Origin of the sequence: Streptococcus infantis, assembly GCF_047460825.1 — a bacterium.
GTDB lineage: Bacteria > Bacillota > Bacilli > Lactobacillales > Streptococcaceae > Streptococcus > Streptococcus infantis_V.
In genome coordinates this window covers 23072-45018 of the sequence record NZ_JASHFO010000015.1, presented here as the reverse complement: position 1 = coordinate 45018, position 21947 = coordinate 23072, and the positions used below count along the sequence as shown (strand labels likewise).

The 21947-nt window shown below is 38.9% G+C and carries 18 protein-coding genes, 1 tRNA gene and 3 pseudogenes; 16 read left to right on the top strand and 6 right to left on the bottom strand.

Annotated elements, in window-relative coordinates; all coding sequences use genetic code 11:
* Positions 1 to 196: transposase (locus tag QM911_RS05965; RefSeq protein ID WP_414313403.1), on the top strand; the 196-nt coding region annotated here is incomplete at its 5' end.
* Between the two features lie 145 nt (positions 197 to 341).
* On the opposite strand, the gene QM911_RS05960 is transcribed toward QM911_RS05965, so the two are convergent.
* From QM911_RS05960 to nrdH, 4 genes are all read right to left on the bottom strand, one after another.
* Positions 342 to 1109 carry a DeoR/GlpR family DNA-binding transcription regulator gene (locus tag QM911_RS05960; protein WP_414313402.1) on the bottom strand — a complete coding sequence of 256 codons (768 nt, stop codon included), beginning with the start codon at positions 1107 to 1109 and terminating at the stop codon, positions 342 to 344.
* A gap of 127 nt (positions 1110 to 1236) precedes the next feature.
* A complete protein-coding gene (gene nrdF, locus QM911_RS05955) occupies positions 1237 to 2199 on the bottom strand; it encodes a class 1b ribonucleoside-diphosphate reductase subunit beta (protein ID WP_045763388.1) in 963 nt (320 codons plus the stop codon).
* Positions 2200 to 2382: 183 nt separating this feature from the next.
* The gene (gene nrdE / locus QM911_RS05950; RefSeq protein ID WP_414313401.1) at positions 2383 to 4542 is read right to left on the bottom strand and encodes a class 1b ribonucleoside-diphosphate reductase subunit alpha; all 2160 of its coding nucleotides are present in this window, start codon (positions 4540 to 4542) and stop codon (positions 2383 to 2385) included.
* Positions 4543 to 4617: 75 nt separating this feature from the next.
* Positions 4618 to 4836, bottom strand: a complete 219-nt coding sequence (gene nrdH, locus QM911_RS05945; protein ID WP_000259242.1) for a glutaredoxin-like protein NrdH — start codon at positions 4834 to 4836, stop codon at positions 4618 to 4620.
* 363 nt (positions 4837 to 5199) lie between these two features.
* Here nrdH and QM911_RS05940 point away from each other — a divergent pair, with 363 nt between their 5' ends.
* The 4 genes and pseudogenes from QM911_RS05940 to QM911_RS05925 form a co-directional block, all read left to right on the top strand.
* Positions 5200 to 5463: a phosphocarrier protein HPr gene (locus QM911_RS05940; RefSeq protein ID WP_000146952.1), complete on the top strand. Its 264-nt coding sequence runs from the start codon at positions 5200 to 5202 to the stop codon at positions 5461 to 5463.
* A gap of 4 nt (positions 5464 to 5467) precedes the next feature.
* A complete protein-coding gene (gene ptsP, locus QM911_RS05935) occupies positions 5468 to 7201 on the top strand; it encodes a phosphoenolpyruvate--protein phosphotransferase (RefSeq protein ID WP_414313405.1) in 1734 nt (577 codons plus the stop codon).
* A 124-nt stretch (positions 7202 to 7325) separates the two neighbouring features.
* The gene (gene udk, locus QM911_RS05930; RefSeq protein WP_007555045.1) at positions 7326 to 7964 is read left to right on the top strand and encodes a uridine kinase; all 639 of its coding nucleotides are present in this window, start codon (positions 7326 to 7328) and stop codon (positions 7962 to 7964) included.
* Between the two features lie 234 nt (positions 7965 to 8198).
* A pseudogene (locus QM911_RS05925) lies at positions 8199 to 9039 on the top strand (IS30 family transposase); the annotation flags it as partial.
* Between the two features lie 403 nt (positions 9040 to 9442).
* Here QM911_RS05925 and QM911_RS05920 read toward each other — a convergent pair.
* A complete protein-coding gene (locus tag QM911_RS05920) occupies positions 9443 to 11779 on the bottom strand; it encodes a cation-translocating P-type ATPase (RefSeq protein WP_414313400.1) in 2337 nt (778 codons plus the stop codon).
* Between the two features lie 131 nt (positions 11780 to 11910).
* Here QM911_RS05920 and QM911_RS05915 point away from each other — a divergent pair, with 131 nt between their 5' ends.
* Together QM911_RS05915 and QM911_RS05910 are read left to right on the top strand one after the other, a co-directional pair.
* A complete protein-coding gene (locus QM911_RS05915; protein ID WP_414313399.1) occupies positions 11911 to 12660 on the top strand; it encodes a lysophospholipid acyltransferase family protein in 750 nt (249 codons plus the stop codon).
* Positions 12661 to 12777: 117 nt separating this feature from the next.
* Positions 12778 to 12850, top strand: a tRNA-Thr gene (locus QM911_RS05910).
* Positions 12851 to 13100: 250 nt separating this feature from the next.
* Here QM911_RS05910 and QM911_RS05905 read toward each other — a convergent pair.
* A pseudogene (locus QM911_RS05905) lies at positions 13101 to 13466 on the bottom strand (transposase); the annotation flags it as partial.
* On the opposite strand from QM911_RS05905, the pseudogene QM911_RS05900 reads away from it, so the two are divergent.
* From QM911_RS05900 to lepA, 9 genes and pseudogenes are all read left to right on the top strand, one after another.
* Positions 13459 to 13746 (top strand): annotated as a pseudogene (locus QM911_RS05900) (transposase); the annotation flags it as partial. The pseudogenes QM911_RS05905 and QM911_RS05900 overlap by 8 nt on opposite strands.
* Positions 13747 to 13844: 98 nt before the next feature.
* Positions 13845 to 15185, top strand: a complete 1341-nt coding sequence (xseA, locus tag QM911_RS05895; protein WP_414313398.1) for an exodeoxyribonuclease VII large subunit — start codon at positions 13845 to 13847, stop codon at positions 15183 to 15185.
* Complete coding sequence (locus QM911_RS05890; protein ID WP_414264037.1) at positions 15163 to 15375, top strand: exodeoxyribonuclease VII small subunit; 213 nt, start codon at positions 15163 to 15165, stop codon at positions 15373 to 15375. The genes xseA and QM911_RS05890 overlap by 23 nt, the downstream gene beginning before the upstream one ends.
* Positions 15372 to 16247 carry a polyprenyl synthetase family protein gene (locus QM911_RS05885; protein WP_414313397.1) on the top strand — a complete coding sequence of 292 codons (876 nt, stop codon included), beginning with the start codon at positions 15372 to 15374 and terminating at the stop codon, positions 16245 to 16247. The genes QM911_RS05890 and QM911_RS05885 overlap by 4 nt, the downstream gene beginning before the upstream one ends.
* A complete protein-coding gene (locus QM911_RS05880) occupies positions 16240 to 17055 on the top strand; it encodes a TlyA family RNA methyltransferase (protein ID WP_414313396.1) in 816 nt (271 codons plus the stop codon). The genes QM911_RS05885 and QM911_RS05880 overlap by 8 nt, the downstream gene beginning before the upstream one ends.
* Entirely contained in the window at positions 17048 to 17479 is a 432-nt protein-coding gene (locus QM911_RS05875; protein WP_414313395.1) for an arginine repressor, read from the top strand. The genes QM911_RS05880 and QM911_RS05875 overlap by 8 nt, the downstream gene beginning before the upstream one ends.
* 6 nt (positions 17480 to 17485) lie before the next feature.
* The gene (gene recN, locus QM911_RS05870) at positions 17486 to 19153 is read left to right on the top strand and encodes a DNA repair protein RecN (RefSeq protein ID WP_414313394.1); all 1668 of its coding nucleotides are present in this window, start codon (positions 17486 to 17488) and stop codon (positions 19151 to 19153) included.
* Positions 19154 to 19882 carry a metallophosphoesterase family protein gene (locus tag QM911_RS05865; protein ID WP_049526276.1) on the top strand — a complete coding sequence of 243 codons (729 nt, stop codon included), beginning with the start codon at positions 19154 to 19156 and terminating at the stop codon, positions 19880 to 19882.
* Positions 19883 to 19960: 78 nt separating this feature from the next.
* Positions 19961 to 21784: a translation elongation factor 4 gene (gene lepA, locus QM911_RS05860; protein WP_414313404.1), complete on the top strand. Its 1824-nt coding sequence runs from the start codon at positions 19961 to 19963 to the stop codon at positions 21782 to 21784.
* Positions 21785 to 21947: the final 163 nt, after the last annotated feature.

Genomic DNA, 21947 nt, shown 5'->3' with positions numbered 1-21947 from the left:
TCATCCCAAGAAGATTTTGGATGAACTTTGCGTCAAAGATAAACACTTTTTCTTACCTCTACCACCTTATTCACCAGATTTGAATCCCATTGAGCAAGCTTGGGCTGTCTTGAAAAAGAAAGTGACAAATTTATTAAGGGAAGTTCCAAATATCTTTGAATGTTTAGAGTGCTTTTTTAAAACTAAATCACTATAACATGTATTTTATAAACTAAGTAACTATAAAACTTGTATGTAATCGATATCTTTATTTCTTTCACTAAGGAAATTATTGATTGAAGAATAAAAAACTAGCCATGGAATTAGTAGTAGCTACTAAATTCTATGACTAGTTGTAGAGTTTAAGATTTTGACTTGATAATTTTAGTTTGTTTAGACAGTGATTGGAGTGTTTGGTCACTTAATTTTGAATCAGTGATAATGGTGTCGATATCTGAGATATTGTAAAATGTGAAGAAATCAAATTTATCAAATTTGCTATGGTCAGCTAGGAGATATTTTTTATTGGCGTTTTCTAGTGCTAATTTCTGGGCTTCACCTTCGTCTTCACTAAAAGTAGCGATAGCATGATCCTTTATACCATTACAACTAACGAAGGCTTTTGAAAATTGCAAACTAGCGATATCTTGAAGAGTGAGAGTACCGACAAAAGCTCCTGTAATTGAACGATAATTACCACCGATTAGAATGAGATCAGTTAGCTTACGCTCGTTTAGAATGAGAAATACAGGCAAACTATTGGTAACAACACGAATGTTATCGATAGGAAGCTCACGCGCAAAGAATTCTAATGTGGTACCTGGACCGATAAAAATAGTTTCTCTTTCTTCAACTAAGTTACCTGCAAAGCGAGCAATTTCTTGTTTTTCTGCTGTTTGTAGTCCTTGTTTTTCAACGTTAGAACGCTCATTATTTAATAAGGAACCTGTTCGAAGTTTTTCAGCACCGCCATGAACTCGAACCAGCAAATCCTTTTCCGCTAACTCTTGTAAATATCGTCTAGCTGTCATATCGGAAATATCAAGGCGATTCATAATCTCTTTAACAGTGATAGTTCCTTTTGTATTAACAATTTCTAAAATAGTATCTAATTTTTCTTGCTTCAGCATTGAACCACCCCCAAATCTAATATTATTTTATCATATTTTAAACAGCTAAGCAACTTAAAGAAAACAAAAATAAACAAAAAAAACATCTAGTTTGTAATTAAACTTAGATGTTTTTTTAGGTTAGATATTAATTTAGTCCATAGTTATAGTCATCATCCTGCATAGCTTCAACTTCACCAAGTAGATAGCCATTACCAACTTGAGAGAAGAAGTCGTGGTTTGATGTACCAGTTGAAATCCCGTTCATAACGATCGGGTTGACATCGTCTGCTGAGTCAGGGAAGAGAGGATCTTGCCCCAAGTTCATAAGGGCTTTATTTGCATTGTAGCGAAGGAAGGTTTTAACCTCTTCAGTCCATCCAACTTCGTCATAGAGGCTCTCTGTGTAGCCTTCTTCATTCTCATAAAGAGTATAGAGAAGGTCGTACATCCATTCTTTGAGTTTTTCTTGTTCGTCTTCAGGTAATTCGTTGAAACCAAGCTGGAACTTGTAGCCGATGTAGGTTCCGTGTACAGACTCGTCGCGAATGATCAACTTGATGATCTCAGCCACGTTGGCCAACTTGTTGTTTCCAAGATAGTAGAGTGGTGTGAAGAAACCAGAGTAGAAGAGGAAGGTTTCAAGGAAAACACTAGCTACTTTTTTTTCAAGTGGAGTTCCGTTTAGGTAGATTTCATTGATAATTTCAGCTTTTTTCTGAAGATATGGATTGGTGTTGGTCCATTCGAAAATCTCTTCGATTTCTGACTTGGTATTTAAGGTTGAGAAGATAGAAGAGTAAGACTTAGCATGAACAGATTCCATAAATTGGATATTGTTAAAAACAGCTTCCTCGTGAGGCGTACGAATATCAGCACGAAGGGCTTGAACACCAGTTTCTGATTGCATGGTATCAAGAAGGGTCAAACCTCCAAAAACTTTACCAACAAGGTCTTTTTCCTTGTTAGAAAGCTTCCTCCAGTCGTCTAGGTCATTTGACAAAGGGATACGCGTATCAAGCCAGAACTGCTCAGTCAGCTTTTCCCAGGTTGATTTGTCAATGACATCTTCGATGGCATTCCAGTTAATGGCTTTGTAGTAAGTTTCCATAAGGTGTATTTCTCCAATGTAATAGTAATTATTATGCAGCCTTGCTTAGTTTTATAGGACCTATTTCAATGGTATCATATTTTTTTATTGCGGAGTAAGCAATAAATGTCATGGGGCCAAGAAAAAGTATAACGTAAATTGGCCCCCATTTACTATTTAAACAAGTAGTAAAAATTTTTTCCATTAAATCACACAGCTCTCGCATTGGTTAGCACCGACTTCTCCACCATCATCTGTAAAGGTACGGACGTAGTAGATAGACTTGATACCTTTGTTGAAGGCATAGTTACGAAGGATAGACAAGTCACGTGTCGTTTGTTTGTTTTCTTTCTTCCATTCGTAAAGGCCTGTTGGAATATCACTACGCATAAAGAGTGTGAGTGAAAGTCCTTGGTCCACGTGCTCAGTCGCAGCAGCATAAACATCAATGACCTTACGCATATCCATGTCATAAGCAGAAGTGTAGTAGGGAATTGTTTCTGTTGACAAACCAGCAGCAGGATAGTAGATCTTACCAATTTTCTTCTCTTGACGTTCTTCGATACGTTGCGTGATCGGGTGGATAGAAGCAGATACATCGTTGATATAGCTGATAGACCCATTCGGCGCTACAGCAAGGCGGTTTTGGTGGTAAAGTCCATCTGCTTTAACTTTATCACGAAGTTCAGCCCAGTCAGCAGCAGTAGGGATAAAGATATCTTTGAAGAGTTCTTTAACACGGTCTGATTTCGGAAGAAATTCGTCAGTCAAATACTTATCAAAGTAGCTTCCGTTAGCATAGTCTGATTTGTCAAAGTTGTGGAAGGTAACACCACGTTCACGTGCGATATTGTTTGACTCAACCAAGGTCCAGTAGTTCATAAGCATGAAGTAGATGCTTGTAAATTCAACAGACTCAGGCGATCCGTATTCGATCAATTGTTGAGCAAGATAGCTGTGAAGTCCCATGGCACCAAGACCAAAGGTATGAGCTTGGCTGTTTCCGTGGTCGATAGTAGGAACAGCGACGATGTGTGAACTATCTGTAACGAAAGTAAGGGCACGAACCATAGCACGGATGGAGCGACCAAAGTCAGGTGAAGTCATCATGTTGACCACGTTTGTTGAACCAAGGTTACATGAAACGTCAGTACCCATTTGAAGGAATTCTTGCGCATCATTGATAAGACTTGGTTCTTGGACTTGAAGAATTTCTGAACACAAGTTACTCATGATAATCTTACCATCGACAGGATTTGCACGGTTAGCAGTATCGATGTTTACTACATAAGGATAGCCAGATTCTTGTTGCAATTTAGAAATTTCAGTTTCCAAATCACGCGCTTTGATTTTTGTCTTACGGATGTTTGGATTTGCAACTAGCTCATCGTATTTTTCTGTGATATCGATGTAGTTGAAAGGTACACCATACTCTTTTTCTACAGAATATGGGCTAAATAGGTACATTTCTTCATTCTTACGTGCTAATTCGTAAAATTTATCTGGTACCACAACACCAAGTGAGAGAGTTTTTACACGAACTTTTTCATCAGCATTTTCTTTCTTAGTAGAAAGGAAAGCGATGATATCTGGGTGAAAGACATTGAGGTAAACAACCCCAGCACCTTGACGTTGCCCCAATTGGTTTGAGTAAGAGAAGCTGTCTTCGAAAAGCTTCATAACTGGTACGACACCAGAAGCAGCACCCTCATAGCCTTTAATAGGAGCTCCAGCTTCACGAAGGTTGCTGAGGGAAATTCCCACACCACCACCGATACGTGAAAGTTGAAGAGCAGAGTTGATAGAACGTCCGATAGAGTTCATATCATCTGTTACCTGGATCAAGAAGCAAGATACCAACTCACCACGACGAGCACGACCTGCATTCAAGAAAGAAGGAGTAGCAGGTTGATAACGTTGGTGAATGATTTCATTAGCAATATCAATAGCAATCGCTTCATCACCATCCGCGAAGTAAAGGGCATTAAAGAAGACACGGTCTTCCATGCTTTCAAGGTAGTATTCCCTATCATTAGTCTTCAAAGCATACTGATTATAGAATTTATAGGCAGCCATGAAAGACTTAAATTGGAAGTTCTGATCCTTGATAAATTGATGCAGTTCTTCCAAAAATTCTGGACGGTATTTCTTGATAAATGCTGTCTCAATGTAGTTATGCTCAATGAGGAAGTTGATTTTATCCGCAATTGAATTAAAAACCATTGTATTTGGTACAACATTTTCTTTAAAGAAGGCTTCTAAAGCTTCCTTGTCTTTGTGAAGCATGATTTGTCCATTCACAGGACGGTTAATTTCGTTATTAAGACGGAAGTAAGTCACATCTTCAAGTTGTTTTAATCCCATAAAAAATCCTTTATCTAATTACAAAAGAAAGGCTTCTAAGATAGACATAGAAGCTTTTGTCCTGATTCCTGATTCTTAAGCAAGTTGTTTGAGTTTACCTGGCTGGAAACCAGAGAAAACTTCTGTTGGTGTCTGAATAATAGGAGCTGCACTAAAGCCAAGCTCTTTTACTTGATCAATGTATTCAGGTTGTTCATCAAGATTGATTTCTTTATATTCAACATTATTACTGTCTAAAAAACGCTTGGTCATTTTACATTGAACACAGTTGTTTTTAGAATATACGGTTACCATTTCTGTAACTCCTCTTCAAAAATATAGTACTTTCTTAGTATATCAGAAAAAAAAACTTTGTCAACTTTCTAAAACTAAATCTTGTGTACTTGTTTTACTGATTTTACTAACAAACACAATATATAGTGTAGCATTGAGAAACAACTACAGAAAAAGCAATGATTTCATTATAGGTGTCTCGACAAAAACTACATACTGTGTTTTGCTAAATTTAATAGAAGATTTTCAGCAAGTTATCTGAAAGGAAATTGAAGAAAGTCCATAAAATACTTGAAAAATATCAATGAAGGTGATATAATACTAAATTGTAAGGGTTATCAGATATGTAACTCAACAAGAAAACTATTAAAGGAGAGTCAAACTATGGCTTCTAAAGATTTCCACGTAGTGGCAGAAACAGGTATTCACGCACGTCCAGCAACATTGTTGGTACAAACTGCTAGCAAATTTGCTTCAGATATCACTCTTGAGTACAAAGGTAAATCAGTTAACCTTAAATCTATCATGGGTGTAATGAGCCTTGGTGTTGGTCAAGGTGCTGACGTTACAATCACTGCTGAAGGTGCAGACGCTGATGACGCTATCGCTGCAATCTCAGAAACAATGGAAAAAGAAGGATTGGCATAAGGAAATGACAGAAATGCTTAAAGGAATCGCAGCATCTGACGGTGTTGCAGTTGCAAAAGCATATCTACTCGTTCAACCGGATTTATCATTCGAGACTGTTACAGTCGAAGATACAAATGCAGAAGAGGCTCGTTTGGATGTTGCTCTTGAAGCTTCTCAAAACGAGCTTTCTCTTATCCGCGAGAAGGCTGTAGGTACGCTTGGTGAAGAAGCGGCACAAGTATTTGACGCCCACTTGATGGTTCTTGCTGACCCTGAATTGATCGGTCAAATCAAAGAAACTATCCGTGCTAAGAAAGTGAATGCAGAAGCAGGTCTGAAAGAAGTTACAGACATGTTTATCACAATCTTTGAAGGCATGGAAGACAACCCATACATGCAAGAACGTGCAGCGGATATCCGTGACGTAACAAAACGTGTATTGGCAAATCTTCTTGGTAAAAAATTGCCAAACCCAGCTTCTATCAATGAAGAAGTAATCGTGATTGCTCACGACTTGACTCCATCTGATACAGCTCAATTGGACAAAAACTTTGTAAAAGCTTTTGTAACAAACATTGGTGGTCGTACAAGTCACTCAGCTATCATGGCTCGTACACTTGAAATCGCTGCAGTTTTGGGTACAAATAATATCACTGAAATCGTTAAAGATGGTGACCTACTTGCCGTTAATGGTATTACAGGTGAAGTGATTATCAACCCGACTGAAGAACAAGCGGCTGAATTTAAAGCAGCTGGTGAAGCTTACGCTCAACAAAAAGCTGAATGGGCACTCTTGAAGGATGCTCAAACAGTTACTGCTGATGGTAAACACTTTGAATTGGCTGCCAATATTGGTACTCCAAAAGACGTTGAAGGTGTTAATGACAATGGTGCAGAAGCTGTCGGTCTTTACCGTACAGAGTTCTTGTACATGGATTCTCAAGACTTCCCAACTGAAGACGAGCAGTACGAAGCATACAAGGCTGTTCTTGAAGGAATGAACGGTAAACCAGTTGTTGTCCGTACAATGGATATCGGTGGTGACAAGGAACTTCCTTACTTCGATATGCCACATGAAATGAACCCATTCCTTGGATTCCGTGCTCTTCGTATCTCTATCTCTGAAACAGGAGATGCAATGTTCCGCACTCAAATCCGTGCTCTTCTTCGTGCTTCTGTACACGGTCAATTGCGTATCATGTTCCCGATGGTTGCGCTTTTGAAAGAATTCCGTGCAGCTAAAGCAGTCTTCGATGAAGAAAAAGCTAACCTTCTTGCTGAAGGTGTTGCAGTTGCGGATGACATCCAAGTTGGTATCATGATCGAAATTCCTGCAGCAGCTATGCTTGCAGACCAATTTGCAAAAGAAGTTGACTTCTTCTCAATTGGTACAAATGATTTGATCCAATACACAATGGCGGCAGACCGTATGAACGAACAAGTTTCATACCTTTACCAACCATACAACCCATCAATCCTTCGTTTGATCAATAACGTTATCAAAGCAGCTCACGCTGAAGGTAAATGGGCTGGTATGTGTGGTGAAATGGCTGGTGATCAAACAGCTGTTCCACTTCTTGTCGGAATGGGCTTGGATGAGTTCTCTATGTCAGCAACATCTGTACTTCGTACACGTAGCTTGATGAAGAAACTCGACACTGCTAAAATGCAAGAATACGCTAACCGTGCTCTTACTAAATGTTCAACAATGGAAGAAGTTCTTGAACTTTCTAAAGAATACGTTAACTTCGATTAATCAATTACAAATCCTTGTAGCTTCTAGCTATGAGGATTTTTTCTTCTATTTTGTAGAAAACTCCATCTGTAAAATTTATCAAAAATATGGTAAAATAGACAAGGAAAAAAACAAGGAGGCTACAATGCAAAATAGACCAATCATTATCGGAGTAACAGGTGGATCTGGAGGAGGAAAGACAAGCGTATCTAAAGCAATCTTGTCGCATTTTCCAAATGAAAAAATCTCTATGATTGAGCATGATTCCTACTATAAAGATCAATCTCATCTAACCTTTGAAGAGCGTATTAAGACCAACTATGATCATCCTTTTGCTTTTGATACTGATTTGATGATTGAGCAAATCAAAGAATTGTTGGCAGGTCGTCCAGTTGATATTCCTACCTATGATTATGCTGCCCATACTAGAAGTTCTAAAACTTATCGTCAAGAACCTCAGGATGTCTTTATCGTAGAAGGAATCTTGGTTTTGGAGGACAAACGACTTCGTGATTTGATGGATATCAAGATTTTCGTAGATACAGATGATGATGTTCGTATCATTCGCCGTATTAAACGTGATATGGAAGAACGTGGTCGTAGCCTGGATAGCGTCATTGACCAGTATCTTGGTGTGGTAAAACCCATGTATCATCAATTTATTGAGCCAACAAAGCGTTATGCAGATATCGTTATTCCAGAAGGAGTAACCAACACAGTAGCTATCGATTTGCTGACAACAAAGATTGAAAAGATTTTAGAAGAAGCACGTCTAGCCCAATAATAATTAGATAAAAGGCTGTGGGAAAGTAAATATTTTTCTAAGATTGAACCTTTTTCTCATATCCGTGAATCTTTACAATCATGCTTTTAAATAGAGAAAAAGAAGTTTTTTGTGGTCTAAAAAATTAATCAAAAATAGCATCTAAAGACAATTACTAATAAAAATCGACTCTATAATATGTGTAGTGGATAAATCCCCTATGGATATTATGGAGCCTATTTTATTGTAGAAAAAAAATCTCCCCAAACTATCCATACCGAAATTAAGCGTGGGACAGTCCTACAGTGTATTGGAAAAGGGCGCTTCAAAAAGGTTGATTCTGCCGACTACGCTTAACAAGTCTTATGAAAGCAATCGCAAGTGCTAGGTCAAGAAATTAATCTTGACTAAGGAGCTAAAGGAAAAGATTCTCCACTATCATAATCAAAAATTTTCTCCTGAAATGATGGTCAAGGCTAAGGGAGTTAACGTGGGAATTTCTACCATCTACTACTGAATTTATCATGGGAAATTGGGATTGACCAAACAGAACCTCCTGTATCCTAGAAAAGGAAAATCTGTCAAGAAACAAGCTAGTTCCAACTTTAAACCTGCTGGTCAATCCATCGAACAGCGGCCTGAAGCTATCAATCTTTGCTTGGAGAATGGGCATTATGAGATTGATACGGTTCTACTTACAAGAGCGAAAAACTACTGTTTGCTTGTCTTGACGGATCGAAAGAGTAGACATCAAATCATCCGATTGATTCCAAATAAAAGCGCTGAGTCGGTCAATCAGGCTCTAAAACTCATCTTAAAACAGCATCAAATTCCTTCCATCACGGCAGATAATGGAACGGAATTCAAACGCTTGTCTGATGTGTTTTCTAAGGAACATATCTACTATGCACCCCCTTATGCATCTTGGGAGAGGGGAACTAATGAGAATCACAATAGGCTCATTCGTAGATGCTTACCGAAAGGAACTAAGAAAACGACTCCTAAAGAAGCCGCCTTCATCGAAAATTGGATTAACAACTATCCTAAAAATTGCTTGAACTACAAGTCACCCAGAGAATTTCTTCTTGCTGGTTAACTTGAACTTGAAATTTAGTAAAATCTAATGAATATGCCATAAGAAGATTATACCACATTATGTACTGGATGTATTGATTGTATTTCATTTTAATATACTACGGTTTTTTGATTTTCGCTATGTATAAACTTCCTCTCTCTAAAACGATTTTTACTCCTTATTATAGCATTTCTGTTCGGAGAAATATGATTTCTCTCCTCCTTCATCATCTGACGATATCTATTTTTGCGTCAAACTTCAAATAGTCTATCTTCAAACCATTTGAATCTACTACTTCAATATAGGCAGATTTAAGAATCTCTTGGTTTCACTAGTAGATGATAGCCACATAGATCTTGTACATCAATGTCCGACAGACTCATCGTACAAAGAGAAAACCGCAATCTAGGATTGCAGCCTTTCTTTATTTTCTACTTTGATAACGACTTGTCAGGATGAAAATGATAGCAAAGATGACCATCATAATGCCATAGACAGGTAATGTTTGTTCTGTCAGTGTTGAAATTTCAAGCAATTTTTGAATTCTTGGAAATAGAGCTGTTCCAAGGAAGCCACCAACTGACCAAATAATCAAGAGAACACGCCACAGACTAAATGGCAAACAAGCTCTAACTACAGACATGAAACCAATCGACGCTAGTAGATAATACAGAAGAGTCGAAATTTCAATCGCCGACCAGCCTTGACTGGTTCCAAAAATTTTAATAAAGAGAACGCTAAAGACTACCATCAAGGCACTTGGTAAAGCACGAAGCATGGATTTTCTGAGGAAGTTTTGTTCGACTGGCTTAATATTTCGCTCAAAGGTCAATACGAACGGTGGGAATCCTTCCACAAACTGGTCAATCATGGTAATCTGAATCGGAATGAATGGGAAAATTAAAATCCATTCAGTACGTCCCAACAAAGCACTCGCAATACAGATGACTGCAAGCAGGAAGGAATAGATGGTCTTAATCAAGAAAATAGGAGCAATGTGGGCAATGTTATTGACTACACGACGACCTTCAAAGAGAATCTCAGGAACATCATTAAAGTCTGAGTTCAAGAGAACCAGATTTGCAATCTGACGAGTCGCTGGATCTCCTTCAGCCATAACGATGGAACAGTCTGCCTCACGGAGGGCTAGGATATCGTTGACACCATCTCCTGTCATAGCTGTAGTATGACCTGCTTTTTTCAACGTTTTGATGATCAGTTTCTTTTGATGAGGAGAGACACGTCCAAAAATCGCTGTTTCCTCAGCCATAGCAATCAATTCCTCGTCCGTGATTTTTGAACAATCTACATAGCTGTGGTAGTCTGCAAAACCTGCTTTTTGAGCAATACTTGAAACGGTAACTGGATTATCACCAGAAATAATTTTCAACCCTACTTCCTGAGAACGTAGATAGTCTAAAGTTTCAGCAGCCCCTTCTCGGATAGGATCTAGAATCTCAAGCAGAGCCAAGGCTTGCATATCCGATGGTTTCTGCGGTTTGTGGTGGTCAAGTTTTTCTTGACTTAGAGCCAGAACTAAGACACGAGACCCTCGTTCAAGAGCTTCCCTAGCTTCAGGAACTTCAGCATCCAACAACATCTCAGGTGCACCTAGGAAAACAGTTCCCAGACCTTCCAACTCCATTGCTCCCCATTTACGATCGCTTGAAAATGGAAGACTAGAAATCATCGGATAAGCTACTTGACCTTGAAAACGTTGACGGATAGCTTGAGCTGTAGGATTTTTATCCTCGCTGTTTGCCATATAGCTGGTTAGTATGTCGGCAATAGCATCCTTGTCATAAGCCTGGGTCAGAGGAAGAACAGTCTCAACCTGCATCTTCCCTTGGGTGATGGTACCTGTCTTATCCAAGCAGAGCATATCCACGCGCGCTAAGGTTTCAACAGAGTACATTTCCTGCACCAAGACCTTTTTCAAACCAAGCTTGATAACAGCGGTTAAAAGAGAGGTAATGGTCAAGAGGGCGATTCCCTTAGGTAACATTCCTAAAAGAGCTGTAGAAGAATTCACTACAGAAGACTTCAGTGGTAAACCTTTCAAGACCAAAGCTTCAAGTAAGAGGGCAATTCCAAAAGGAATGATAATTTTCCCGGTAAATCCTGCAAGTTGATCTAGTGATTTCATGATACGAGAATTGATTGGTTTAACTGTCTTAGCTTCAAGCATGAGTTTGGCTGCATAGTTATCTGCTCCTACATGATGAACTTGAGCAAAGACAGAACCACTGGCAAGAAAACTACCTGACAACATTAAGTCTTCTACTTCTTTTTGCACCAAGTCGCTCTCGCCCGTTAACATGGCTTCATTGACTTCTGCAAAACCTTCTAATACAATCGCATCACTTGGAATTTGATCCCCTGCAGACAAGCGAATCACATCATCCAAAACAAGCTCTTCAGGGTCTAAAGCAATCTCTTGTCCATCACGGATAGTGGTAATCTTTTCTTTATTCAAGAGATTGAGTTTATCTACCATATGTTTGGCACGTAGCTCGGTTACAATTCCTGAAAAAGCGTTAAAACAGATAACCGCAAAGAAAACCAGGTTGCTCCAGGCTTGAACAAAAGCGAGCGCTAATGCAATAGCAAAGTTTAAAGCATTGAAGAGAGTAAAGACATTTCGTTTTACAATCTGCCAAGTACTGGTACTAGCTGATGCTTTGAAATCATTGACCTGCCCCTGTTTCTGACGTTCATTAACTTCTGATTGGCTTAAGCCCATAATTTTATTTTTATCCATAATCTCTATCATATCATTTTTTTTAAAATAATTCTAATTTCATATGAAGAGCAATTCCGCCTAAACAAAAAACATTTGCTTGTCCTAGTATGATAAGGTATAATAAAAGAAAGAAAATTGAAGGAGATACCATGTTTTATACTTATCTTCGTGGGCTGGTTATGTTGATTCTCTGGTCTATCAACGGTAATGCTCATTATCATAATACCAATAAAATTCCGAGTCAGGATGAAAACTATATCCTAGTTGCTCCCCATCGTACTTGGTGGGATCCTGTCTACATGGCATTTGCGACCAAACCGAAACAGTTTGTTTTTATGGCTAAAAAGGAACTTTTCACTAATCGGATCTTTGGTTGGTGGATTCGTATGTGTGGTGCCTTTCCTATTGATCGGGAGAATCCTAGCGCTTCGGCTATCAAATACCCTATCAATATTCTTAAAAAGAGCGATCGATCTCTCATCATGTTTCCAAGCGGTAGTCGTCATTCTAACGATGTCAAAGGTGGCGTAGCTCTGATTGCTAAAATGGCCAAGGTTCGCATCATGCCAGTTACTTACACTGGTCCAATGACCTTAAAAGGACTCATCAGTCGTGAACGTGTCGATATGAACTTCGGAAATCCTATCGATATCTCAGACATTAAGAAAATGAATGATGAAGGAATTGAGATGGTTGCTGAACGTATCCAATCAGAATTCCAACGTCTGGATGAGGAAACAAAACAATGGCACAATAACAAAAAACCAAATCCTTTGTGGTGGTTTATTCGCATACCAGCACTGATTCTTGCTGTCTTAGTTGCGATTATTACCATCATCTTTAGCTTTATCGCAAGTTTTATCTGGAATCCAGAAAAAAAACAAAATCAATTAGGTTAGAATAAAATGGCTGAGGGATAATCTCTTAAGCCATTTTAGTTTGACTGACAGCTGATTACTTTTAAATAAAACATTTTATTGACAAAGATTTGATTCTATAGTATACTTTTTAAGTAAGCTGATTTAGCTCAGTAGGCAGAGCGCATCCATGGTAAGGATGAGGTCGCCGGTTCGATCCCGGCAATTAGCATTCTTTAACAGTTCCTTTTTATAGGAACTTTTTTATTGACTTTTTTTCGACCTTATAGTAAAATGAAAATTGCGATGAGTCGATATGTAGCGAGAGCTACTATTGAGCAAAGGAGGTCATAACGCAGGAGCGGACCTTGAGAAATTGTGTGAACCGATTTCTCACATGGAGATGCCTCTCAAAGCTTTCTGGTTTTCCAGAGAGCTTTTTTTATTTGGCTCTTTGTCAACTGTAGTGGGTTGAATAAAAGCTAAGATCTGGAGGGGATAATTGATGTCTTCTCCGTTTTTATATTCAGAGCGATAAAAAATTCGTTTCTTAAAGCTGTCAGAGTTCCTAAGAGCAAAGGCATTACGCTTGATAAGTTTGATGAGATTATTCGTTGCTTCCAATTTTGCGTTTGAGTAGGACAATTGAAGGGCGTTGACAATCTTTTCTTTATCCTTGAGGAAGGTTTTAAAGACAGTCTGAAAAAGAGAATGAACCTATTTTAGATCGTCCTCAATGAGTCCGAAAAATTTCTCTGGTTCCTTATTCTGAAAGTGAAAAGTAAGAGCTGATAGAGATTGCAGTGGTGTTTCATGGCTTCTGAATAGCTCAAGCGCTTTCCAATGATTTACGAAGAGGCGAAGACGAGCGACTTTTTGAGGCTTGGTTCCAGAAATTTCTGGAACCAACATTAAGCACACCATTAGTTATTATCATGGATAATGCAAGATTCCATAGAATGGGTAAGTTAGAGATCTTATGGGAAGAGTATGAGGATAAACTGTTACCTCTTCCTCTCTATTCCCATGAGTACAAAACATGGGCTCATATTAAAAAAACTCAAAAAGGTATTACCAAGTTGCAATACTTTTAACGATGCTCTGTTGTCTTGTTCTTGTTTCAATTGACTATAATTATTGAAAAGAATCCAAGTGAATAAAGATTTTTAAGCATATTTTTGGTATAATAATACCCAGGAAAAACTAGAGAAAAGAAGGAGGGAGAGATGGAAAAGTATTTATCGGTTACAACTTTGACCAAGTATTTAAAAATGAAATTCGATAAAGACCCCTACTTGGAACGGGTATATTTAACTGGTCAAGTCTCTAACTTCCGTAAGCGTCCAACCCATCAGTATTTTTCTCTTAAGGATGATCGTGCAGTTATTCAGGCAACCATTTGGTCAGGTATTTATCAGAAACTAGGTTTTGATTTGGAAGAAGGTATGAAGATCAATGTGGTTGGTCGTGTCCAAGTTTATGAACCGAGTGGGAGTTATTCGATTATCATTGAAAAAGCTGAACCAGATGGTGTCGGTGCCTTAGCTATCCAATTTGAACAACTTAAGAAGAAACTGGCAGAAGAAGGTTTGTTTCAAGAGCGATTTAAACAACCTTTACCACAATTTTCAAAAAAAATAGGTGTGGTGACCAGCCGTAGCGGAGCCGTCATTCAGGATATTATTACGACAGTTAGCAGACGCTTCCCTGGTGTAGAAATTGTCTTATATCCTACTAAAGTTCAAGGCGAGGGTGCTGCAGAGGAGATTGCTCGTAACATTGCGAGAGCCAATGAACGTGAGGATTTAGATGTTCTGATTATTGGCCGTGGGGGAGGTTCTATTGAAGACCTTTGGGCCTTTAACGAAGAAATTGTAGTTCGAGCAATTTTTGAATCTCGTTTACCGATTATTTCGAGTGTAGGTCATGAAACAGATGTTACCTTAGCTGATTTTGTAGCTGATAAGAGAGCGGCAACGCCGACAGCTGCTGCTGAACTCGCTACACCAGTAACTAAGTTAGATTTTTTGACCTATCTTCAGAATCAAGAAAAACGCATGACTACAGCGGTTAAGCATACCTTGTCAAAGAAACAAGAAGCTTTGAGAATCCTCAGTCAATCGGTCATCTTCAGACAACCAGAGCGTTTATATGACGGTTATCTACAACGCTTGGATCAATTACAGCTGCGACTGAAGCAAGGACTGAATGCTGAATTGGTTCGTAATCAACAAAAGGTGCAAGAACAAGTCCACCGTTTGGAACAATTATCACCAATCATCAAAATCCAGCGTTATCAGGATCATATCCAGCAATTAAAGAAACTGCTGCGAAGCCAGATGGCTGTGACCTATGATGCAAAAGTAGCAGAAGTAAAACGCCTATCAGAAGCTCTCCTTATGCTAGATACTAGTCGAATTGTAGCCAGAGGTTATGCAATTGTCAAAAAAGGAGAAGTCGTAGTCGCTTCTGCGAAAGATTTGAAAGAAAATGACCAAGTATCACTGTTGATGCGAGACGGTCAAGTAGAATTAGAGGTAAGAGATGTCAAAACAAAAGAAATTTGAGGAAAATCTAGCAGAACTTGAAACGATTGTTCAAAGCTTAGAAAATGGTGAAATTGCTTTGGAAGATGCTATTGCTGCATTTCAAAAAGGAATGCTCTTATCCAAAGAATTGCAGGCAACACTTGATAAGGCTGAAAAGACCTTGGTCAAGGTGATGCAAGAAGATGGAACAGAAAGTGAACTGGTATGAACAAGCAGGAAAAACTAGCTTTGGTCGAGTCAGCTCTTGAAGACTTTTATGGCAACCAACAATTTGCGTCCAGTTTAAGAGAAGCTGTTCTTTATTCCATACATGCTGGAGGTAAACGGATTCGTCCATATTTACTTTTAGAAGTTTTGGACTCCTTGCAAGTGCCTATCACTCAGGAACATGCTCAAGTTGCAGCGGCACTAGAAATGATTCATACAGGAAGTTTGATCCATGATGATCTTCCTGCTATGGATAATGATGATTTTCGTCGGGGGCGTTTGACCAACCATAAGGTGTATGGTGAAGCTCTAGCTATTTTAGCAGGGGATGCGCTTTTTTTGGATCCCTATGCTTTAATTGCTCAAGCTGATTTACCGAGTCAAACCAAGGTTGATTTAATAGCTAATTTATCACTTGCTTCTGGAAGTATGGGGATGGTAGCTGGTCAAGTGTTAGATATGGAAGGTGAAGGTCAACAGTTAAGTCTAGAAGAACTTCAGACCATTCATGCTAATAAAACGGGTAAGCTCTTAGCATTCCCTTTCCAAGCGGCTGGAATCATTGCTGGATTGGATGAAAATCTTCAGAAGCAGCTTAAAACAGTTGGCGAGTTGATTGGCCTGGCTTTCCAAGTGAGAGATGATGTGCTTGATGTTACAGCAAGTTTTGAGGAAATCGGCAAGACACCCCTGAAAGACTTGCAGGCCGAAAAGTCAACCTATCCTGCTTTGTTGGGATTAGATCAGGCGATAGCGTTTTGCAATCAAACCTTGGATCAAGCTAATGCGAAACTAGAAGAGATTAGTCAGGTTGTGAGCTTTGATAAGGAACCAATTGTGAAAATAGTAGAAAGTTTGAGAATCAATGGCTAAGGAAAGAGTAGATGTATTAGCTTACAAACAAGGTTTATTTGAAACGAGAGAACAAGCTAAACGAGGTGTTATGGCAGGTTTGGTAGTCGCTGTTTTAAATGGCGAACGATTTGATAAACCAGGAGAAAAAATTCCTGACGATACAGAGTTGAAACTCAAGGGCGAGAAACTTAAGTATGTTAGTCGTGGTGGCTTGAAACTTGAGAAGGCGCTGGATATTTTTGACCTATCAGTTGAAGGACAAACGACCATAGATATCGGAGCTTCTACAGGAGGATTTACTGATGTCATGTTGCAAAATGGTGCTAAACTAGTTTTTGCAGTTGATGTTGGTACTAACCAACTGGCATGGAAATTACGTCAAGACCCTCGTGTGGTTAGCATGGAACAGTTTAACTTCCGCTATGCGGAAAAAACTGATTTTGAACAGGAACCAAGTTTCGCAAGTATCGATGTCAGTTTTATTTCCTTAGGCCTTATTTTGCCAGCTTTGCACCGAGTTTTAGCTGATCAAGGGCAGGTTGTTGCTCTAGTTAAGCCTCAATTTGAGGCTGGTCGAGAGCAGATTGGTAAAAATGGAATTATCAGAGATGCCAAAGTTCACCAAAATGTTTTAGAATCAGTTACTAAAATGGCAGTTGAAGAAGGATTTTCAGTCTTAGGATTGGATTATTCTCCTATTCAAGGTGGTCATGGGAATATCGAGTTTTTAGCCTATTTGCGAAAAGAAGATCACGCAATCAATCAGGTTACTTCTGAAATAGAAAAAATAGTGGAGAAAGCACATAGAGAATTTAAAGATGAATAAAAAAGAGAGACTTGAGAAGATTAGAAGATTTGTTACAGATTATCAAATCGGCACACAGGAAGAAATCGTTGAACACTTGAGAGAAGCGGGTATCTCTGCTACTCAAGCAACAGTCTCCCGAGATATTAAAGAATTAGGTATTGTAAAAATTCCATTAAAAGACAATACTTACATTTATGAATTACCAAAATCAATCGTTAGAAGCTTGCAATTGGCAGAAAACAATATCGTTCATGCTGAACGCATGGGAAATATGATCAATTTGCAAGTCATTCCAGGAAATACTGTTTTCGTCAAGAGTCAGTTGATGACTGTTTTTTCTGACCAAATTTTTAGCTGTATTGCTGATGATAATTCCATCTTGATGGTATTGAGAAGTGAAGAAACAGCCAAGGATATTTTTGAGCAAGTTAAAAATTGGTAGGATTATATGTTACTGGAAATTTCGATTAAAAATTTTGCTATCATCGAATCAATTTCTTTGAACTTTGAACAAGGGATGACAGTTTTAACCGGTGAAACAGGTGCGGGTAAATCAATCATTATTGACGCTATGAATATGATGTTAGGAGCTCGAGCTACAACAGAAGTCATTCGTCATGGGGCTCCAAAAGCGGAAATTGAAGGTCTTTTTTCAATTGAAAATAATCGCGTGCTAGAAGAAATTTTTGATGAACAAGGATTAGAATTAAGTGATGAAATCATTATTCGTCGCGAAATTTTACAAAACGGTCGGAGCATCAGTCGTGTCAATGGACAGATGGTTAATCTTTCAGTATTAAGGACGATTGGTCAACAGCTAGTTGATATCCATGGTCAACATGACCAAGAGGAGTTAATGCGCCCACATCGACATATCCAGATGTTGGATGAGTTTGGGGATGCCTCTTTCTTTGAATTAAAAGAAGCCTATCAGTTGAGCTTTGATAACTATCGCCGTATGCGAAAGCAAGTGCTTGACATCAAAAAAAATCAGCAGGAACACAAGGCTCGAATTGGAATGTTGGAATTTCAGATGGCTGAGATTGAAGCAGCTAATTTGAAAGCTGGTGAAGATATTGCCCTTAATCAAGAAAGAGACAAACTTCTTAACCATAAGCATATCGCCGATACTTTAACAAATGCTTATAGTATGCTTGATAATGAAGAATTTTCAAGCCTTGCAAATGTTCGTTCGGCCATGAATGATATGGAAAGTCTTGAAGAGTTCGATCCAGAGTATCGTGAGATTTCAAGCTCCCTTTCTGAATCTTATTATGTTCTAGAGGATATCACCAAGCGCTTGGAATCCATTATTGATAATTTAGATTTTGATGGTAATCGTTTGATGCAGGTTGAAAGCAGACTAGATTTAATTCACACCATTACCCGTAAGTATGGTGGTAGTGTAGATGATGTCCTTGAATACTTTGCCAAGATTACAGACGAATACAATCTTCTAACAGGAAATAATCTATCTTCTGAAGATATGGAAATCGAACTCAAGAAACTTGAAAAAAATCTTGTGGATCTAGCAGGTCAAGTTGCTCAAGCTCGCCATAAAATAGCGAAGGACTTAGAAGCTGAAATCAAGCAAGAATTGCAAGACCTATACATGGAAAAAGCTGAATTTCAAGTTCGTTTTAGTCAAGGAAAATTCAGTCGTGAAGGTAATGAGAGTGTTGAATTTTACATTTCAACCAACCCTGGAGAAGATTTTAAACCATTAGTAAAAGTGGCATCTGGTGGAGAGTTGTCTCGTTTGATGTTAGCTATCAAGTCTGCTTTTTCTCGTAAGGAAGGCAAGACCAGTATCGTCTTTGATGAGGTGGATACGGGAGTCTCAGGGCGTGTAGCTCAAGCCATCGCACAAAAAATTCACAAAATTGGACAGCACGGTCAAGTATTAGCTATTTCTCACCTTCCGCAAGTTATTGCGATTGCAGATTATCAGTTCTTCATCGAAAAGATTAGCAATGAACATTCAACCGTTTCAACAGTTCGCTTGTTAACAGTTGAAGAAAGGATTGAAGAAGTCGCTAAGATGTTGGCTGGAGAGAATGTGACAGAAGCAGCATTGACTCAAGCGAGAGAATTATTACAAAGTAAGGAGAAATAAATGACAGACTATTATGTAATTGGTGATGTCCACGGAAAAGCTGGAATGTTAGAAGACTTACTTAAAACATGGGATGGCAAGACTCAATTACTCTTTCTTGGAGATTTGATTGATAGAGGAGAGGATAGCCGACGTGTTCTTGAAATGGTCAAGGACTTGGTTGATAATAAAGGAGCTATCTGTTTATCAGGAAATCATGAGTATATGTTTTTAACATGGTTGGATAATCCTGAAGAAAGCTATGACCACTATCGTCGTAATGGTGGGGATACAACCATTAATTCCATTTTAGGCCGTCCACTAGATGCACCAGTAGATGGAGTAGCAGATGCTAAGCGTGTTGAAACAGAAGCAGCCGACTTAGTGGAGTTTATCCGTCAGATGCCTTTTGTCATTGAAACAGATAAGTATATCTTTGTTCATGCTGGTATTGATTTGACTTTGGATGATTGGCATGATACTACCGATTATAAGAAGGTATGGCTCAGAAAACCATTTCACGAAGCTGCCAATCATACTGGAAAAACCATTGTCTTTGGACATACACCAGTCTATGGTTTGTTGGATCAAAAACCTGGTACATCTGAACTTTGGATTACAGAAGACGGTAAGATTGGAATGGATGGAGGAGCTGTTTACGGTGGTGTTCTTCACGGTATTGTTTTTACCGACCAAGGTATGACAGAACATTACTTCATTGAAAATGACGGCTTTGTTGCTGAAGATTAGTACTCCTAACAGGGTATGGTCTTGTCAAAATGTTAAAAACAATTTATAATTAATAGATACCCTGAAAGGAAGAGAATGATGAACTTAGAAGAATTAAAAAAACGACAGGAGAAGATTCGTAACTTCTCTATTATCGCCCATATTGACCATGGAAAGTCAACACTAGCAGACCGTATTTTGGAAAAGACAGAGACAGTTTCCAGTCGTGAAATGCAGGCCCAACTTCTTGATAGTATGGATTTAGAGCGTGAGCGTGGAATTACTATCAAGCTTAATGCTATCGAGCTTAATTATACGGCTAAGGATGGTGAGACTTATATCTTCCACTTGATTGACACACCTGGACACGTGGACTTTACCTATGAGGTTTCACGTTCCCTAGCTGCCTGTGAAGGTGCTATTTTGGTCGTTGATGCTGCCCAAGGGATTGAGGCTCAAACTCTAGCAAACGTTTACCTTGCCTTAGATAATGATTTGGAAATCCTTCCAGTTATCAATAAAATTGACCTACCAGCAGCAGATCCAGAGCGCGTGCGTACAGAAATCGAAGATGTCATTGGTCTAGATGCTAGCGAAGCAGTATTGGCTTCAGCCAAGGCGGGTATCGGTATCGAAGAAATTCTCGAACAAATTGTCGAAAAAGTACCAGCCCCAACTGGTGACGTGTCTGGACCATTGAAAGCTTTGATTTTTGACTCAGTATACGATGCCTATCGTGGAGTTATCCTCCAAGTTCGTGTCATGGATGGAGTAGTCAAACCTGGTGATAAGATTCAGCTCATGAGCAATGGTAAGACCTTCGATGTAACTGAAGTCGGAATTTTCACACCTAAAGCAGTTGGGCGTGATTTCCTAGCAACGGGTGACGTTGGTTATATCGCGGCTTCTATCAAGACTGTTCAGGACACACGTGTCGGTGATACAGTAACCTTGGCGACAAATCCAGCGACTGAACCACTTTCAGGATACAAGCAGATGAATCCGATGGTTTTCGCAGGTCTCTATCCAATCGAGTCAAATAAATACAACGACCTTCGTGAAGCTCTTGAAAAATTGCAACTGAATGATGCTAGTCTTCAGTTTGAACCAGAAACATCCCAGGCTCTTGGATTTGGTTTCCGTTGTGGTTTCCTTGGACTACTTCATATGGATGTTATTCAGGAACGTTTGGAACGTGAGTTTAACATCGACCTTATTATGACTGCACCGTCTGTTATCTACAAGGTTAATCAGACTGATGGTGAGTCTATAGATGTGTCTAACCCATCCGAGTTTCCTGATCCTACAAAGATTGCAACTATCGAAGAACCATATGTTAAGGCACAAATCATGGTACCTCAAGAATTCGTCGGAGCAGTAATGGAATTAGCTCAGCGCAAACGTGGTGACTTTGTGACCATGGATTATATCGATGACAATCGTGTCAATGTCATCTATCAAATTCCACTAGCTGAGATTGTCTTTGACTTCTTTGATAAGCTCAAATCTTCAACACGTGGTTATGCAAGTTTTGACTACGAGTTGTCAGAGTATCGTCCATCTAAGCTGGTGAAAATGGATATCCTTCTTAATGGTGATAAGGTGGATGCTCTTAGCTTTATCGTTCACAAGGACTTTGCTTATGAACGTGGGAAACTCATTGTTGATAAACTTAAGAAAATCATTCCTCGTCAACAGTTTGAAGTGCCGATTCAGGCAGCTATCGGGCACAAGATTGTCGCGCGTACAGATATTAAAGCCCTTCGTAAGAACGTTCTTGCCAAGTGTTATGGTGGTGACGTTTCTCGTAAACGTAAACTCCTAGAAAAACAAAAAGCTGGTAAGAAACGTATGAAAGCTATCGGTTCTGTAGAAGTACCACAAGAAGCCTTCCTCAGCGTCTTGAGCATGGATGAAGAATAGTCGCTAGGTGAGAATAGCATTGATTTTAAGAAATCGATCAGTTGATTTAGATTGAAGAAAAGTCCATTTTGGATATTTTTCTTCAATCTTTTTCTTTGATTTGAATCATACGGTTACTTTTGTAAAGTGTCAAAATACAGTATTTTTTTGACACTTTGCTCTT

Excerpts from the sequence above, each read along its gene's own strand:
- QM911_RS05960 (WP_414313402.1), bottom strand. The coding sequence starts at position 1,109 with ATGCTGAAGCAAGAAAAATTAGATACTATTTTAGAAATTGTTAATACA.
- nrdF (WP_045763388.1), bottom strand. The coding sequence starts at position 2,199 with ATGGAAACTTACTACAAAGCCATTAACTGGAATGCCATCGAAGATGTC.
- nrdE (WP_414313401.1), bottom strand. The coding sequence starts at position 4,542 with ATGGGATTAAAACAACTTGAAGATGTGACTTACTTCCGTCTTAATAAC.
- nrdH (WP_000259242.1), bottom strand. The coding sequence starts at position 4,836 with ATGGTAACCGTATATTCTAAAAACAACTGTGTTCAATGTAAAATGACC.
- QM911_RS05940 (WP_000146952.1), top strand. The coding sequence starts at position 5,200 with ATGGCTTCTAAAGATTTCCACGTAGTGGCAGAAACAGGTATTCACGCA.
- ptsP (WP_414313405.1), top strand. The coding sequence starts at position 5,468 with ATGACAGAAATGCTTAAAGGAATCGCAGCATCTGACGGTGTTGCAGTT.
- udk (WP_007555045.1), top strand. The coding sequence starts at position 7,326 with ATGCAAAATAGACCAATCATTATCGGAGTAACAGGTGGATCTGGAGGA.
- QM911_RS05920 (WP_414313400.1), bottom strand. The coding sequence starts at position 11,779 with ATGGATAAAAATAAAATTATGGGCTTAAGCCAATCAGAAGTTAATGAA.
- QM911_RS05915 (WP_414313399.1), top strand. The coding sequence starts at position 11,911 with ATGTTTTATACTTATCTTCGTGGGCTGGTTATGTTGATTCTCTGGTCT.
- xseA (WP_414313398.1), top strand. The coding sequence starts at position 13,845 with ATGGAAAAGTATTTATCGGTTACAACTTTGACCAAGTATTTAAAAATG.
- QM911_RS05890 (WP_414264037.1), top strand. The coding sequence starts at position 15,163 with ATGTCAAAACAAAAGAAATTTGAGGAAAATCTAGCAGAACTTGAAACG.
- QM911_RS05885 (WP_414313397.1), top strand. The coding sequence starts at position 15,372 with ATGAACAAGCAGGAAAAACTAGCTTTGGTCGAGTCAGCTCTTGAAGAC.
- QM911_RS05880 (WP_414313396.1), top strand. The coding sequence starts at position 16,240 with ATGGCTAAGGAAAGAGTAGATGTATTAGCTTACAAACAAGGTTTATTT.
- QM911_RS05875 (WP_414313395.1), top strand. The coding sequence starts at position 17,048 with ATGAATAAAAAAGAGAGACTTGAGAAGATTAGAAGATTTGTTACAGAT.
- recN (WP_414313394.1), top strand. The coding sequence starts at position 17,486 with ATGTTACTGGAAATTTCGATTAAAAATTTTGCTATCATCGAATCAATT.
- QM911_RS05865 (WP_049526276.1), top strand. The coding sequence starts at position 19,154 with ATGACAGACTATTATGTAATTGGTGATGTCCACGGAAAAGCTGGAATG.
- lepA (WP_414313404.1), top strand. The coding sequence starts at position 19,961 with ATGAACTTAGAAGAATTAAAAAAACGACAGGAGAAGATTCGTAACTTC.